The 15,894-nt window shown below is 65.8% G+C and carries 12 protein-coding genes; 2 read left to right on the top strand and 10 right to left on the bottom strand.

Going from position 1 to position 15,894, the window contains the following annotated elements; all coding sequences use genetic code 11:
- The gene (locus LVJ94_46810) at positions 1–891 is read left to right on the top strand and encodes a hypothetical protein (protein WXB04403.1); all 891 of its coding nucleotides are present in this window, start codon (positions 1–3) and stop codon (positions 889–891) included.
- Here the strand turns inward: LVJ94_46810 and LVJ94_46805 are convergent.
- The 7 genes from LVJ94_46805 to LVJ94_46775 form a co-directional block, all read right to left on the bottom strand.
- Positions 872–4,294, bottom strand: a complete 3,423-nt coding sequence (locus tag LVJ94_46805) for a hypothetical protein (GenBank protein ID WXB04402.1) — start codon at positions 4,292–4,294, stop codon at positions 872–874. The genes LVJ94_46810 and LVJ94_46805 overlap by 20 nt on opposite strands.
- A complete protein-coding gene (locus tag LVJ94_46800) occupies positions 4,288–4,845 on the bottom strand; it encodes a DUF1318 domain-containing protein (GenBank protein ID WXB04401.1) in 558 nt (185 codons plus the stop codon). Before LVJ94_46800 ends, LVJ94_46805 begins: the two co-directional genes overlap by 7 nt.
- Entirely contained in the window at positions 4,842–8,660 is a 3,819-nt protein-coding gene (locus LVJ94_46795) for a hypothetical protein (protein WXB04400.1), read from the bottom strand. The genes LVJ94_46800 and LVJ94_46795 overlap by 4 nt, the downstream gene beginning before the upstream one ends.
- 141 nt (positions 8,661–8,801) lie before the next feature.
- Complete coding sequence (locus tag LVJ94_46790; protein WXB04399.1) at positions 8,802–10,835, bottom strand: hypothetical protein; 2,034 nt, start codon at positions 10,833–10,835, stop codon at positions 8,802–8,804.
- A 221-nt stretch (positions 10,836–11,056) separates the two neighbouring features.
- Positions 11,057–11,962, bottom strand: coding sequence for a zf-HC2 domain-containing protein (locus LVJ94_46785; protein ID WXB04398.1), 906 nt, complete (start codon positions 11,960–11,962; stop codon positions 11,057–11,059).
- Positions 11,963–11,970: 8 nt separating this feature from the next.
- Positions 11,971–12,639 carry a sigma-70 family RNA polymerase sigma factor gene (locus LVJ94_46780; GenBank protein ID WXB04397.1) on the bottom strand — a complete coding sequence of 223 codons (669 nt, stop codon included), beginning with the start codon at positions 12,637–12,639 and terminating at the stop codon, positions 11,971–11,973.
- A 192-nt stretch (positions 12,640–12,831) separates the two neighbouring features.
- Entirely contained in the window at positions 12,832–13,485 is a 654-nt protein-coding gene (locus tag LVJ94_46775) for a polyhydroxyalkanoate synthesis regulator DNA-binding domain-containing protein (GenBank protein ID WXB04396.1), read from the bottom strand.
- Between the two features lie 140 nt (positions 13,486–13,625).
- Here LVJ94_46775 and LVJ94_46770 point away from each other — a divergent pair, with 140 nt between their 5' ends.
- Entirely contained in the window at positions 13,626–14,462 is an 837-nt protein-coding gene (locus LVJ94_46770; GenBank protein ID WXB04395.1) for an ABC transporter ATP-binding protein, read from the top strand.
- A 7-nt stretch (positions 14,463–14,469) separates the two neighbouring features.
- Here LVJ94_46770 and LVJ94_46765 read toward each other — a convergent pair whose 3' ends face one another.
- Genes LVJ94_46765 through LVJ94_46755 form a run of 3 tightly spaced genes read right to left on the bottom strand, consistent with a single transcriptional unit; the run spans position 14,470 to position 15,893 of the window.
- Positions 14,470–15,051, bottom strand: a complete 582-nt coding sequence (locus LVJ94_46765) for a redoxin domain-containing protein (GenBank protein ID WXB04394.1) — start codon at positions 15,049–15,051, stop codon at positions 14,470–14,472.
- 45 nt (positions 15,052–15,096) lie between these two features.
- Positions 15,097–15,699, bottom strand: a complete 603-nt coding sequence (locus tag LVJ94_46760; GenBank protein WXB04393.1) for a zeta toxin family protein — start codon at positions 15,697–15,699, stop codon at positions 15,097–15,099.
- The gene (locus LVJ94_46755) at positions 15,696–15,893 is read right to left on the bottom strand and encodes a hypothetical protein (protein WXB04392.1); all 198 of its coding nucleotides are present in this window, start codon (positions 15,891–15,893) and stop codon (positions 15,696–15,698) included. The genes LVJ94_46760 and LVJ94_46755 overlap by 4 nt, the downstream gene beginning before the upstream one ends.
- Position 15,894 lies beyond the last annotated feature (1 nt).

Here is a 15,894-nt window from a genome sequence, read left to right as displayed (position 1 = left end):
GTGGGCGAAATCGTAGGCGCAGCGATCGTCTCGCACGCACCGGGCATCATGCTGCCCGAGGCCACGCGCCGCGAGCTCAACGGCGGTGAGGACACCTCGCTCGTCCCGGGTTTGCGCCGTCTTCGCACCGAGGTGCTCGACCGCCTCGCGGCCGACACCATCGTGGTCTTCGACACGCATTGGATCGTCACCTTCGAGCACATCCTCACGGCGCACGCCCGTCGCCAGGGCCTCTTCACGTCGCACGAACTTCCGCGCGGCATGAAGGCCATTCCTTACGACATGCCCGGCGATCCCGAGCTGGCCTTCGCCGTCGAGCGCCTCGCCAAAGGCCGCGACGATACGTGGGCCCTGGCCTGCGACGATCCGCTCCTGCCCATCTTCTACGGCACCGTCAACCTCTGGACCTTCCTCGCCGGCCGCGAGCGGTGGATCTCCGTGGGCCTCAACCAAACCGCGACGCCGGACGACTTCCTCTTGCTCGGCAAGCTCATTGGCGAAGCCATCGCCGGCCTCGATCGCCGCGTCGTTCTTCTCGCGTCGGGGGGCTTCAGCCATCGCATGGTGCCCTTCAAAGAGCTTCGGCGGTGCGAGTCCTCGGATCCCGCGAACATCTCCAGCCCCGCGGCCCGCGCCGCCGATGAGCGCGTTCTGGCGTGGCTCGCGGCCGGGGACCATCGCCAGGTCATCGACTTCATGCCGGAGTACCTGCGCCACGCCCCCGAGGGCCACTTCGGCCATTACCTCATGATGGCCGGCGCCCTCGGCGGTGCCGCCTGCCGTGCGCCGGGCGTCCCGTATTCGCTCTACGAGAACTCCGTCGGAACGGGCCAGGCGCATGTCTGGTTCGAGCGCCCCGCCGGCGGATGGATCAGCGGGTCCGCGGGATGAGCGACATGTAAATTTCGAACCAGCGCATGTAATTCCGAAACTCGGGCGAGCCTTGTTTGGCCATTTCGGTCATGGCCCGATCGAGACGTTTGGGCACGTCGGACTTCGCGGGGACGCCGGTAAACGCGTACATCTCGGCAGCAAGCCACAGCGCGTGGAGTTGATCGGCGTCGACGGCACCCTTCGCGAGATCGTGAAGGTGGTCCGCGTGCTTCAGGGCTTTGTCCATCGCCGCAGCGGCCTGCGCGCGATCGCCGCGATGGATCGCGTTGTCGGCGATTTGGGATTCCACGAGCATGAGCGCGCGGACTTCGTTCCCGCTATCGTCCGTCTTCGTTTCCTTCTCGAGAAGCTTGCGGCGCGTCTCCAGTGCCCGCTCCGATTCGGCGAGCTGCCCCAGTCCATGCGACGCGCGTCCGCGCAGGCCGGCCGCGATCAACCGATACGAGCGAATCACCTGGTCGTTGTCCGCGTGCGGCCACTCCAGCGTCTCGGCGAACTTCTTGTCGTCGAGCGCGCGATCGACGAGCGTCAGATCCGCGAGCGCACGTTGCGGCTGCTTGGCACCGAGTGCCGCCGCCGCCCGTGCGAGGCGCACCACGAAGCGATTGTGCTGGGCGGAAGGGCCAGTGTCCTTGTCGACGATCGGGATCTCCGCATCGTAGAGCGCGAGGGCCCGCTCGAATTGATCGGCCGCCAAGTTGTAGAGCGCCGCGCGATCGAGGGCCAGCACGCGGTAGCGTTCGAGCTTCGGCTGGCGGTCGAGCATCGCCAGCGCCTCCTCGGCCGCGGTCGCCGCGTCCTTTTCGCGCCCGATGTGCAGCAGGGCTTGCGCCTTGGCGCTGCGCACCGCGAATCCCTCCGAATTATCCGCGTAAGGAAGCTTGTCGCGATCTTTGAGGTAGCCGAGCGCGATCCGGTAATTGCCGACCTGCGTATGCAAAAGTCCCAACTGGCCGAGGACCATCGCGCGGTAGCGGAGGTTGTTGCCGACCAACTCCAGGGCGACCAAATAGTGCGTGCCCGCCCGTTCGGCAGCGCCCGGCTCCCCGGTGCGGAGGTAGCGCTCGTGAAGGACCGACCCGTACAACGATTGGGCGATGCATTGATTCTTCAGGTCGGTCCACGATCGCATCAGCGCGGCAATCGCCTGCTCCTCGGCGCGGGCATGCTCCTCCCCTTCGAGCTTCGGAAGCTGGCGTGAGAGCAAATACGCGGCCACGAAGTTCGCGACCATCTCCGAATCGTCGTCGTCCGGGCGCGCCGTGTACGCGGCTCGAATCGCCTCTGGCTTCTCCCCTGCACGAAGACGCAAATCGATCGTGCCCACCACCGCCTCGAGGGCGCCCGTGCGCGTGGCGACCGCCTCGAAGTCGGCCCGGGCTTCGTCCAGGCGTCCCGCAGCACGACGGCGGAAGGCGCGACCGATCATCACCTGCATGTACAAGCGTTCGGCGCGCCGCCGCTCGATGGTGCCCGGCTTGATGTCGTCGATGTACTCTTGCGCGAGCGCTTCGACGATGGGATCCGCCCCGAGTGCGATCGCGCGCTGCACGGCATCGAGCACGATGGCGCGGTGCCGTTCGACCTTGTTCTGCTTCTCGTAAAAATCGAGCAGCTCTTTCCGCACGGCGGCGTTGTGCTCGGGGCGGATCTTGAGGACGATGCGCGCGAGATCGATGGCGAACCCCAGCTCGGAATCCTCCGGCGTCGCCGCACGCTCGCGGGCGAGCCGCGCATCGGCTTCGGCAAAGGGGAGCCCGCGGATCATGGCCCGCACCGCGGCACGCGCGTAGCGGAGCTGGTCGTCGAGCGCGAGCTTCTCCCGCGAGGCGAGCTTGCGGCACGCCGCCAAGAGCGCCTCCCGGTCGTCGAGCTCGCGATAAAGCTCGTCGGCCCGCTCGTAATAAGCCTCGAGCACCGCGCGCGGTGTTTTCGCGGCAATCGTGGTCGCCTCGAGCTCCGTTCGTGCCAGCGTCTTGTCCCCGATGGTGTCGGCAATCTCGCTTCTCACGATCCGCGCCATGGCCGCCGCGGCGCGGCTGTCGTGCGCCACGGTGGGCAGCTTGTTCATGCGCGCCCGCGACTGCTCGTCGAAGTCGCGGAACATCCTCCCGCGCTCGCGGTCGCGAAGCGCCTTGCGGTGCTCGATGAGGACGAGCAGCGACTGCGAGAGGGCGTCGCTCTCGGTATCGTCGAGCGAATCGATGCGCTTTGCATAGAACGTCGCGGCGTCGAACTCCTCGAGCGTGAGGTGGAGGCGCACGAGGCGCAGCATCACGAACCGCCGCGCATCGAGCGTCTTCGCCCGCGCGAGCCGGTGGTGGTACAGGATCTGAAGCTTCGCGTGCGAACTCGAGAGGTCGATTTCGAGCGCCAATCGCTCCGAGGGCCAATTCTCCGGCACCTCGCCATCGAGCGGCAGCGAATACAGGTCCAGATTCCGGCCGCGCGAGCACGTCGTGATCAGCTTGTCCTTTGCCGGCGCCGGGTACTGGCAATTCCACGCTTCATCGGTGATCTGCACGGCAGGACCGGCCGCCAAGGCGCCCCGGCCGTCGGGGCCGAACGAAAGTGGAACGCGAAAAAGAACGCCGTGATCGTCGGCGTCGACCACGCCATCGTGGTTCGAATCGGCGAAGAATTGGACGAAATAGAGCCATTTGCCATCTTTGGAAAAGACGGGCTGGCCGGTGAGCCCCGGCACGTCGATCGAGATGGGCACGGGGGTGCCCGGCGCCTCGATGCGAACGGCTTCGATCCGCTGGCCCGCGTGCGCCCGAAACGCCGGGCCGACGCGCGCGCTCGTTCGCTCGAGCGGAACGTAGACGAGCCATCGCCCATCGGGCGACACCGCGGGGTTCGCCAAGTTGCTCCCCAGGATCCGTTTCGGTGTGAGGTGCGGCTCGGCGGCGACCTCGATGGCCCGCAGGTTTCCCTCGATGGTGGCGCGCGCCACGGCGACGATGCGCTTCGAATCGATCCACTCCGCCAAGAGCACGGCTTGTGGTCCACCGAGGCAGCGCCGCCTCTGCCCGGAGGGCAAATCCCGCACGCACAACTGCCCGGTCGCGCGCTGGCTGTACGAAATGTAGAGGATCGATTTCCCGTCCGGGCTTACCCGGGGCCAGGTGACCTCCGCCCCTTCGTCGAACAGAACGTGCGCGCGCCCGTCGTCGATGTTCTCGACGTAGATCTCGTTCACGGTGTGGCGGTTCGAGATGAAGTAGAGATCTTTCCCGTTCGGTGCGAGCTGCCCCAAGAATTGGTCGTCGGTGCCCACGGTGAGCCGCTCTGGGCGGCGCATCGCGTCCTTCTCTTCGTCCTGTGCGCGGGCCCCGCCGGTCACCACCAACGCGAGCAACGCGAAGGCGGCCATCAGGACATGGCGGAGGTTCAACAAGGCTTGGCCTCCCATTGATCCGCAGCCTTCTCGATCCATCCACCGCAGACGACACCGCGCAGGTGCACCTCGCGCCAGGTGCGCCGCAGGTCGTCCTTCGACGCGGCGGGCTTCTGTTCGTGCATCCAACGCCAAAGCTGGACCCGCGCACCATTTACGCGTTGCACGAGCTCGAGGGCGTCTTCGTGGTCGGCCGCACCCACGCAGGCGCCATGCGTGTCGACGAGAAGACCGTCGCGCCCCTCCCCGATGCAATGTTGGACCAGGAGGCCATCGACGAGATCGGCGTCGGTCATTTCCGTGGTGTCGGAAAACCGAACCGGTTTGATGCCGAGCGACTCGAATTGCTTTGGCGTGAGCGGTACCGGTCGCGGTGCAATGCTCGCGCGATTGAGCTTGCGCTCCAAGTCGGCAAAGGAGCCCGACGCCTGCTGCTCGAGCGCGGTCGCGCGGTCGACCGTGACGAATTCCGGTGCACCGATGCAACCCAGGGAGGCAAAAGCAAAGCACGCGAAGAATGCCGAAAATGCAAAGGAAGGCAGGCGAATCATGGCTCTTTCTTCATGGGAAAGACGACGGGGGCGAGGTACCGATCGATGAGCGGTCCCATGGGGATTCCACGAATGTCACCGACACTCACGAGTCGGGCAAGGCCGCCGAAGGTCACGTGGACGCTCGCGAACCCGTGGTTGAACGTGACGCGCAGCCGATCGGGGTACCCGAGGCTCAGCGCACTGCGAATCCGATTGATCGACGGATCGGCATGAAACGGGTCCTGGAGTTCCAGAAGATCGAGAAAATGCCGGTTGCCGATTTGAAGGATGTCCGCGCGCCCCGCGATGCTGTGCTCTCCGGCGGAGATCTCCAGCGCCGCGTTTCCGGAAAATGGCTCGCCGCGCGAAGACTTCACCCCGTCGGCGCGGACATGCATGTTCAATGTCGAATTTTCGCCGTTCCAATCGAGCGCGCAGAGACCGGTGACGTGGCCGCCGCGGATCCCCATTTCGAATTGGCGGAGCGAAATGATGTTTTGCTCGATTTGAAGATTGCCGACCAGCGGCGCAATCGTCACTTGCGGAAGGGTCAGCCGGCGAATGGAAATAAAGCTGCCGCGGCTGAGGAGCGGATGCTGATCGGAGAAGCGGAGCGACGAATAGCGATTGTCCTGATCTTCGCGCAGCATGCGCACCCCCTTCTCGTTCACGCGCAGCGCGAGGGTGATGGGGACCTCTCCATCGGCGCCTTCGACGACGACACCGGAGCGCGGCATGCGAAGGCTCGCCCCTTCGACCTTGGTGTCGGCGATCACGCGAAACGTGGACAGGTTCGGGGACTGAACGCGAAACTCCGCGCTCGCCGTGCCGCTTGCCGAGAGCATCGCCGGCATGGTGGACATCCGCGCGAGATCTTGGCGCAGGGTGCCGCGCAGCGACAAGCGGCGTTGGCTTTCGCTGGGATCGAACGCGCCGCGGAGGGAGAGCGTGGTCCCTCCGGTACCGTTGGTGATGTCGAGCTTGGGGACCCGGATGACGCCGTCCCGGTTGCGCCGTGCCGTGAGGGACAAGGTCGCATCGCCCACGGGGTACATCGGGGCGATGTCCTGCTTGAGGGCGCGCAGCGACATCTGCTGGATGATCTCGAGATTGGGTTCGGCGAGATCGCCTTCGACGGAGGCGGTGAGCTCGTCCCGCAGGCCTGCCACGACGTAGTCGTGCCGGCCACTCGCCACGTGAAGCTCGTCGGCCTCGATCCGGCCTTCGACGGTGCGCCGCGCGCCCTGCGAGCGCACCTTGGCCGCCAGCGCGATCTCCGCCGTGGAGAACTCCGCGTCGCCGCCGCTCCACGCGATGTGCTTGCCGCGCACATCGATGGTTCCATCGAGGGTAGCCGTTTGCATAGGCGTCCGCTCGAGGCGAAGCGTGCCGTTGCGGTCGACATCGGAGACGACGCCGCCCAGCGTGCCCCGCGCGGCGAGTGCGAGCTCGAGCTTCGAGAGGTCGACGCCCTTCCATCCCGCGGCGACGGATGCCAGCGCGGCGAGGGACGACAAGCGCCCGACATTCGCCGTGACGTCGTAGGTCACCGCCCGCCGTGCGCGATCGAACGCGAGCGCGGCCCCAAGCTTTGCCTGCGCGCGCCCTTCGGTGGCCACCTTGAGATTCAGGGAGGGGGCTTCGCGATCGAGGGTGGCGGCGACGGAGAGGTGATCGTCGCTGGCGTTCGCGCCATCGAGGGTCAGTCGCTCGAAGCGCATGTCCGCGTCCAACGTCGGATGCAGGAGCGTGCCCTTCGAATCGAGGACCAACTTCGCCGACCGGGCGGCGATGCGCTCGAACGCCGGACGCGCGAGGTCGATCTCGGTGTGTTGCTCGATCGCCGGGGCCGTCGAGGCGATGTGCTGCACCCGTCCACGCGATCGAAGCGCGAGGGCCATGTGCTCCCACGGTGTCTTCTTCGCCACCTCCGCCGGCACGAAGGGACGCACCATCTCCAGGCTCGGCGCGTTCGACTCCAGCGAGAATTCCAGCGCATCCTGCGACTTCGTGGCGTCGAGCTGGGTGTGAACCTCGCCCAAGTCCGCGGTGACGTGTGCGATCCCGCGGCTTGCCGCCGGACGCTCGAGATCGGGGGCGGCACCCTCGAGGCGCGCGGCGATGTGCACCGGCGCCCGGGCCAAGGTCTGGCCTTCCTTCTCGACCCGCAGCGATGCGGCGCGCGCATCCGCCTGGAGCGTGTAGGGCGCATGCCCCGCGAGGGAGCTCTCCGCGCGAAAGGCGACCCGCTCGAGCGTCGTTCGCATGCCCGCCGAGCGCAAACCGAGTGAGGCCATCTCGCTCGTGGCGGTGACCTCGCCGCGGCTCGCCAGCGGGGCCGCGGGGTTTACTTCGAGGTTCTCGACGCGCAGGCCGAGGTTTCCTCCGGCCGCGGCCAAAAGCGGCGCACCCAGGCTCTCGACGCTGCCGTCGGCGAAGGTGAACCCGGCGCGGCCGGTCAAGGCGCCGTCTTTGGCCTGCGTGGCCTCGACGTCGAGGGCGACGTCCTTCGCGCGGACGCCACTCGATCCGGCCATGACCTTCGCGCGGTCGATCGCGAGTGAGGCTTTCACGTGGATGCTCGCATCGGCGGCGGGCACCACGTGCGCGGAGAGCTTGGCCGCGCCCACGTCGACGTCGGTGCCGGTCTGCGCGAGCTTGGCGTCCGCGAGCTCGGCCTCGAGGGCGATTTCCGCCCCGTCGTTCAACCGCGGCAACGCATGCGTCGCGAGCCGGTCGACCCGGTAATGAAGCTGCCCGCGGCCGAGTTGCGGACGCACGCCAAGGAGATCGCTCGGAACGATCGCCAAGAGCTTCGCGACGTCGACGTCACCCTGCGCATGGCGAACGAACGGCGCCCCCTCGTCGGGGAGCTCGAGCGCGGCCTCGGCGGTGGTGGAGCCTCCCGCGGCGGATGCATGCGCGAGCGCGATGTCCGTCTTTCCCGCGGCAGGATCGAAGCGCGCGGTGGCTTCGGCGTGAAGCGCGTGTCCGGCGCGGAGTCCTGGGACGAACGTTTGCGACGGCACCTCGACATCGACCACGGCGGCGAGCTCGGAGGGCGTCAGGTCCGCCGTGAGCCACAGGCGCCCGTGCGCGTCGCCCGCGGCCGTGCCCTCCTGCTCGCGGGCGACATCCAGCTCGAGGGGCGCCGTCGCGCCACCCATGTTGGCGCGCAGACGCCATCCGCCCTCGGACTCCGGTCGCGCATGGAGCCCCACGCCGCGCAGCGTGGTGCGATCCACCGCCTTCCCCTGCACCGTGCGCACCAGGACGAACGAAAAGCCGCTCACGTCGGCATCCGGCAAGGCGGGCAGCAGGGCTTCGACGTCGCGCCCTCGGTGCGAGAGCGGCGTCGCCTTCTTCGGCGGCGCCGCGGGATCCGATGGAAAGAGCGCGTCGAACGACGTGCTGCCGTGTTCGTCGAGCGCCACGGTGAGCACCGCGTCGGACAGGGCAACCCGATCGACACGGCGCCCCTGCCCCGTGAACAACGACGTGGACCACCCCGCTTCGATCCGTCCGACCCGCGCAAGCTCGGGGGCGACGTCGCGGAGGGCGGGCGGGGATCGCAGCACGAAGCCGTCGATCGCGATCCCCTTCAGCACCTGGAGGCGCACGGCGGCGTAGTCGATGTCGAGCCCCGCCTTCGCCAGCACGAGCGTCCGCACGCGCGCCTTGACCCACGGATGATCCAGGCTGTGGGCGAGGCCCATGGTGGCGGCGAGCATGAGCCCGACGAGCGCCCCGAGAGCGACGAGCACGCGCCGGATCAAGCGCCATCGTCGCGTGCGATCGGGAGACTCGTGGGCGACGGGGACACTTCTGCGCATGCGGTTACCGCCGGGCCATCCCGGCCCTTCCGTGCACTCTACTCGGTTCCTCGGGGCAGGGAATCCGCAGCGCGACCGAAGTTGGATGCTCCTGCGCGCGTTCAAGCGAACAGGAGCATCGTTGTCCTGCGTTTGGCGCGATCAGTCGATGTTCGAGGCGTCCTTCTTGAGCCCCGTTTCGATGGCCTTGCGCAGTTCGAGGGCCTGCGGCCGGCTCGCCCCGAGGCTGGCGGCGAGACCACCGCCCGCGAGTCGGTCCGACAGCATCAACGTGAGCAGCCCTTCGAGCAGGTTCGGACTGCCGCCGTTGCCGCCGGCGCCGTTCGAACCGCCGTGCCCGCCGACCACCACGCGGGGCACGACGTCGACCTTCGCGTCGGCGATGGCCTTGGCGAAGTCCTTCATCACTTGCTGCGTGAGCTGGAACTTCGGTCCGCCGTAGGCGCGGACCTGCTCCTCGGTGGCGATGGCCTGCGCCACACCGATGCGCGCCTCCTTCTCGGCCTGCGCCTCGGCGTACACGCGGATTTTGTCCGCCTCGGCCTGCGCCAGGGCCCGAATCTGGTCGGCTTGCTGCAGCGAGCGCTGGTACGCCGCACGGCCTTCGTTGGTCTCCACGGTGATTCCGAGCTCGCTTTCGGTGATGCGCGTCTGCTGCTTGGCCCGCGCCTCGGCCTCGCGGAGTTCGCGCTCCTTGACGGCGGCCTTCTCCTGCCGCGCGTACGTTTCCACCTGCTCCTCGGCAATCTGCCGCGAGCGGAGTTGCGCGAGGATCTGCTCGATCGAGTGGCCGTCCTGGCCCGAGGCGGGCGTTCCGATGAGCACTTCCTCGAGCTCGAGGTTGTAGCGCTCGAACTTCTCCTTCATCTCGAGCGCGGCCGAATTCTGAATCTCGGCGCGCTCCTGCAGCAGCTCGATGATGGTGCGCCGCTGCGCGATGTTCTTGAAGTAGGCGGCCACCATGGGGTCGAGCGTCTGTTCGACGAGCCGCTTGATGTCACCGAAGCGCTGGATGACCAGCGGTGCTTTGCGGTAGTCGATGTGCACGACCACGCTGAGCGGCAGCGAAGGCTCGAAGGCGTCGCGCGTGATGAGCGACACCTCGGACAGGTTCTCGTCGAACTTGTGCGAGCCCGACTGCGCGCGGTTCCACTTCAGGATGAAGTTCGTCGTCGGCACGAGAATGACCTTGCCGGCGTACAGGTTGAACGCGTACTTGCCCGGCAAGAGTGGCTCGTTCCACACACCGCGCTCGCCCTTGCGCACGAGCTCTCCGTGCTTGTACGCGGAGCCTGAGATGTCGCTGCCCGACTCGCCGGTGTACGAGACGACCACGCCCACGGTGCCCACTTCGACCACCGTTTTCGGAATCATCTCCACCGTGGCGAAGAGCCGGTTGATGTAATACGTGCCCTCGACGAGCACCTGGAGCTGCCGCCCGCGAAGCCCGCCGCCGGCGAGGAACCGCTCCGGATCTTGGAACTTGTTGTGGTACGTCGAAGGCTGGTTCGGATCGTCGCCCATGACCGGCGCGATGATCTGGCCCTGCGCGAGCGAGGGGCCGTCGTGCACGGTGACGACGCCGAGCAAGTCGTCGGCACCCTTGATGACCACGGGGGCAAAGCCTTGGCGCGCAGCGATGGTTTGCGCCATCTGCTGAAACGACGCGAGCTCGTCGCCCGACAGCGGCAGGTAGTGAAGCTGCGTCTCGGTGATGATGACGAACTGCGCCAGGTTGATGGCGTACGTGCCTTCACGCAGGATTTTGCGCTGCGGACCGCGCTGTCCGCCGTTCTTGAGGAACGCCGCCGCATCCTGGTAGTCGTCGGCCAGCGCGTTGTTGGCCAAGGTTTGCGTCGGGCCGAGCGGCTCGCCGTCGCGGGCGAAGAGGTATCCGATTTTGCCCTGGGGGATGGTCACCAGCGGCACGCGATGAACGCGGTATTGGAACGGGTTCAAGTAGTGCACACCGCCGCGCAGCACCGCCGGCTGAAAGCCCGCCTCTCCCGCGAGCGCGATGAGGCCTTGCTTGACCGAGCCTCGCTCGCTCCAGCGCTTCTCCACGATTCCGACTCGGTTGTTCGGAATGACCCGTATGCCCAATGCGACCACGAGAAAGACGAAGAGGACGAAACCTACGCCCAAGATGAAATACAACTGTCCAAGCGCCAGCATGGCTGGTGCTCCTTTCCGCAGAACGAAAGGTCTCCCAGGGGCGCCGACTTGCGCGCCTTACGCGAGCTATCTCGCGGTGACTGGGTACTCTCTCGTTCGGCACGGGAAAGCTGGATACGAACCTACGCACCTGCAAGGGACAAACGGCAAAAGCGCCGCGGCCGAGGGCCCGACGCTTTGCGTATTAATTCTTTCTTAATGCGCCGGCGGAGAACGCCGAATCACTCGTCGGCGAAAGCCGCCAACTGCGCGCTGCGCTCTGCATCCAGGTTCGAAGCGATGGCATAGCCGACGCCCGCACGCTGTGTGACCGCCAGCGAGAACCCGTTGAAGTTCCCCACGCGCACCTGCGCCGTGCCCACGGCCCGCGGCGCCAACTCGTCCGCGTCCATCTGAATATGCTTCGGATCGTAGACGAAGACGCTGACCCGGCGCAGATCTGCTCCGGTGCCAATCTCGTACGTCAGCATGGCCGCGCGCTCGTGGTGCATCATCGGCAGCACGCGCCCGCCGACCAAACGTGCGCCGGTGCGCTTCTCGAAGCTCGTCGGGCGAACGGGAACGCCGACGTAGCGTTCGAGGTCGTTCACCGCCTTGGGATCCGTGCTCTCGGGCGGCAACGGATGCGAATGCTCCGCCACCAAATCTTGAATCAACGTATCGCTGGCCAGCCCCGCCGCCAGCTTGTCGCTCGTCGTGCTCTTGCTCATCGGACCGCGCGTGGCAACACCCCACACCACGGCCAACGCGGCAGCACTCGCGAGCGGCACCATCGCCCGCCACATCATTCCTGTATCGCGCGCCGCCGCGACGTGGCCCACCGCACCCGCGGGGACGCTCGCTCGGCGGCCGCTGAAGAAGCCCGCCTGCGCATCTGCACGACGCTCACCGCGCTCTCGCTCCGCCGCCATGGCCAGGGCCACGCGGGAACGAAGGCCCTCTGGCGCCGATGCCTTCACGATTCGCTTGAGCGAACCACGAACGGCATGATCGAGCTGCACACGCTCTCGGCACGTCTCGCAGCTGGCGACGTGCTCGTCCACTTCGAGAACCCGGGATGGCTCCAATTCGCCATCGACGTAGGCGCCCAACAGGTGACTGAAATGCGTGCAATGCGTGGTGCTCATGGCGGTCATCATCCGGCTTTGCGCCTCTTCGCTCGGTAGGTCGCAAGATCGGTCGGCGCCGACTCTTCGGACGCAGTTCCGACACTGTCCTCACCCTTGACGATACCCAAAGCCAGCGCGTGTCCATAGAGGGCACGTTGAAGAAGCTTACGTCCGCGATGCAGGCGGCTCATGACCGTGCCAATCGGGCACCCCATGATGTCGGCGATCTCTTCGTAGGAAAATTCCTCGACGTCGCACAAAACCACGGCCAGTCGAAATTCGGCGGGCAGCTTGTCCAGGGCGGTACGAACCTCGCCCTCGACGATGGGCATCAACGCGATCTGCTCCGGATCGCGAAGTTGGCGCATGGTCGATGCGCTCACCCAGCCGTCCGCCAGCGGGTCGGCATCCGGCCCGTCGAACAGCGCACGCTCCAACCCACCTCGGCGGTACTTGTTGATGAACGTGTTGGTCAGGATACGGAAGAGCCATGCTTTCAGGTTGGTGCCCGCGCGAAACTGATCGCGGGCTCGCATGGCTTTGACCATCGTGTCCTGCACGAGGTCTTCCGCTTCGGTTGGATTCCGTGTCAGGCGGCACGCCACGGCGTACATCGCGTCCAGATGAGACAGCGTCTCTTCCGTGAAAACATCGGAATCTTTGAACTTTTCGTCTTCCGTCGCGAAAGCCGACATGGTGGAGCGTCCCTTCACTCGAGGCCAACAGGGGGTATCCGGGAGGTATTCCCTACGATTCGGGCAAAACCCTCAGACACCCCAAACACGTGCAAACCTGCGCAAACTTGCAAGCTCCTGCGCTTGCCTGCACTTGGACGCAAGATAAGCACGGCAACCCGAGGAGGCTCCCTGTACGCCCCACCCTAAACGTTATTTTACATCCTTGTTTTCGCTGTTGCCGTTCTCGCTCTTGGATGGCGCGCTCTTCAATTTCTTCTCGAGCTCTTCGATGCGCTGACCCAGGCGGCGGACCTCGTTGGTGAGCTGCTCCCACGGGGTGATGCTGGGCAGGATGGCGCGAATGCGTTCGTCGATCTTGTGCTGCCAGTCTTCCAGCGTCTCTTTGGCCTGGTTGACGAGACTCGGCTTCGAGCCGTGGGCTTCCTCGATCTTCTCGGGGACCTCCGCCGCCGCCTCGACTTCGCCTTCCGCCTTGCCCTTCGGCACCGGAATGAGCCGGCCAATCGGACCTTCGCGCAAATCCGAGAGCACCTTCTCCGTGCGCGAGTGAATGAGCTCCTTGAGGGTCTGGAGCGGCACGTTGCGCGCGTGAGCTTTCTGCTCCTCGTAGATGATCTGCGCGAGGGTGACCTCGGTCAGATCTTCCTTCGACGTGTTGTCGATGATTTGTACGTCCTCACTGGTGCGCACCATTTCGGCGATTTGCAGCAGCGTGACGTAGCGACTGTCCTTGGTGTCATACAGTTTGCGGTTCGAATACCGCTTGATCACGCGCCGCTGCCTGTCCGGGGACGGTTGCGCGTTCTCGGCGGTTTGCGAGCTTGTCTCGGGCTTGGGGTCCACGATTGACGCTGCCTCCGTCTACAGTTTGGAAAAAAAGGGAGAAAACCTTCGCACCCTCGGTCGGCCCACCCCCCATGCAGATAGGGGATGAGTTCGGGCACCAGTATTAAGATAAGTCCAACTATGAAGAGCGTACCTTGATGTCGACCAATCGGGGCGAGGAATTGACGTCGCCGGCGCTCGAGGCCGTTGCCGTTTGCGCAAGCTACGCACAGAAGGCGCCGAAAGGCTCGTTTTCACCCTTCGTTCTCGATGGCGTGGATCTTACCGTGGCCGAGGGAGAGCTCGTCGCGCTGCTGGGTGCGAACGGAGCAGGCAAGAGTACGCTGCTTCGTGTGCTTTCGGGCACGCTCGAGCCGACATCCGGGCAGGTTCGCCTTTTTGGAACACCGCTGGGTGCGTGCGATCGGCGCGCTCTGGCCCGCTCCATGGCGGTGGTCGGCCAGACCGAGGAAATGTCCTTCGGTTTCCGGGTGCGCGATGTGGTGATGATGGGCCGCGCCCCCCACCAGGGCGGCTGGATGCGTGCCACCGACGAGGACGTCAGCATCGTCGAGGAGGCCATCCAACACTGCGAATTGGCTGCCTTTGCGGACCGGCCGGTGCTCGCCCTGAGCGGCGGCGAGCAAAAGCGGGTAGCGATCGCGCGGGCATTGGCCCAGCGCCCGCGCGCGCTGCTGCTCGACGAGCCGGCTGCATTTTTCGATGTACGACATAAAATTGCGCTTTACGACCTTCTCGCCGAGCAGGTCGCGCGCCAGAAGCTCGCGTGCGTGGTGGTGATGCACGACATCAACATCGCCTCGCAGTACGCGTCGCGGGTGGCGTTGATGAAGGGCGGGCGCTTCCTCGCGGTGGGGACGGTGGAGGAGGTGATGACCTACGCGCGGCTGCGCGAGACCTTCGACACGGATCTCTACGTCGGGGTGAACGAGCTCACCGGGATGCGCTTTTTTCTGCCGATGCGCGGTCGCTGAAGCAACGTTACAGGACGCGCTTGAGGAGTGACTCGAGCTCGGAGGCGTCGGTGAAGCCTTCGCGGACGGCGACGACTTTGCCTTCGCGCGAGAGGATGACGAGCGTGGGCAGGTTGCTCACGCCGTACGCGTGCGAGATCTCGCCCTCGTCGTCGTAGACGATGGGGTACGTGATCTGATGCGCACGCGCCCACTTCGCCGCGGCGCCGGGGGCGTCGCTGGTGTTGATGCCGACCACGGCCACGCCTTGGTCTTGGTAGCGGTGCGCCAGCTTGTCGAGCACGGGCGATTGCGCCTGGCAGGGCCCGCACCACGTGGCCCAAAAGTCGAGCACGACGGCTTTCCCTTTGTACTCGTTCAACGCGAGCGTGCGCTGTCCGTCCTGCGGGGCATTGGCAACGACCTCGAGTTGAAACTCCGGTCCTGGCTTGCCCGAAAGCGCCCCGCCCTCCGATGCGTGAAACCAGCGCGGGAGCACGGCGAACCCCAAAATGACGCCCACCACCATGACCGCGATGGCCACCGAATGGTAAATGCTGTTTCCGCCTCCACCGGGCGCGGTTCGGGTCTTCTCGGCCGACATCGTCATGGCTTTCGTCGTTCTACGGTTAGCATGCACCCAAGGTTTCGGCGACTACGCGCGAAGGTCCGCAAATTCGAGATGCCGCGGCAGCGATTCCGTCGCATCGGCAACCCACGGGGGTAGGGGAGCGTAGACCTTGCGTAAGAGACCATCCTGCGTGCGCGCACACAGCTCCGCATCGCGGTCATCGACGGAGTTGTCGTAGATGTAGACGCGGTTCGCGAGTCGGATGGCATCGCCCAGATTGATCATCGACCGCGTATAGCGGTTGACGATCTTCTCGATTGGCACCGAGTGGCCTCCCGACATGAACCGCCCTGCGACGCGGCCTGCGTTTATCCGCAACATGCGCACGAAGTAACCGGCAGCGCGTGCACGCGCCAGAAAGTCGATCTTGTCGGGCGCTGAAAACACCGTCTCGAATCCGAGTCCTTGCCGATGCGCAAGAAGCTCTTCGCGTCGAGCTGTCGTCCATGTTGCGGCGCTACGAACGGCCTCCTCCGAGTTCCAGTCACCAAAGCGCTCCTGGGCGACATCGTCGGGATTGAGGTACTCCACGTCCTCGCTCCATTTCTCTTTTTTCAACCGGACCGTGACCGTGGTTTTTCCGGCGCCGTTGGGACCGGCGATGATGAGAAGCACGGGGTTCTTCACGGTTTGCGATTCTTTGTGTCGCCCCAGTGCTGGCGTCGATCCTGGCGCCCTTTGGCGATCTCTTGATGAATTCGTTTCAAAGCCGCCTGATGCTGCTCGCGGACACCAGCGAATGCCCGCCGCGACAGCTCCCGCAATTGTTCGTCTGTGGGCTCGAAGTCGGGATCGGCGAGGTTGATGCGCTCGTCGGCCATG

It is taken from the genome of Sorangiineae bacterium MSr11367 (genome assembly GCA_037157805.1).
Taxonomy (GTDB): domain Bacteria; phylum Myxococcota_A; class Polyangia; order Polyangiales; family Polyangiaceae; genus Pendulispora; species Pendulispora rubella.
Note: the sequence above shows the minus strand (reverse complement) of the source record. Positions and strands in the feature narration are given on the sequence as shown.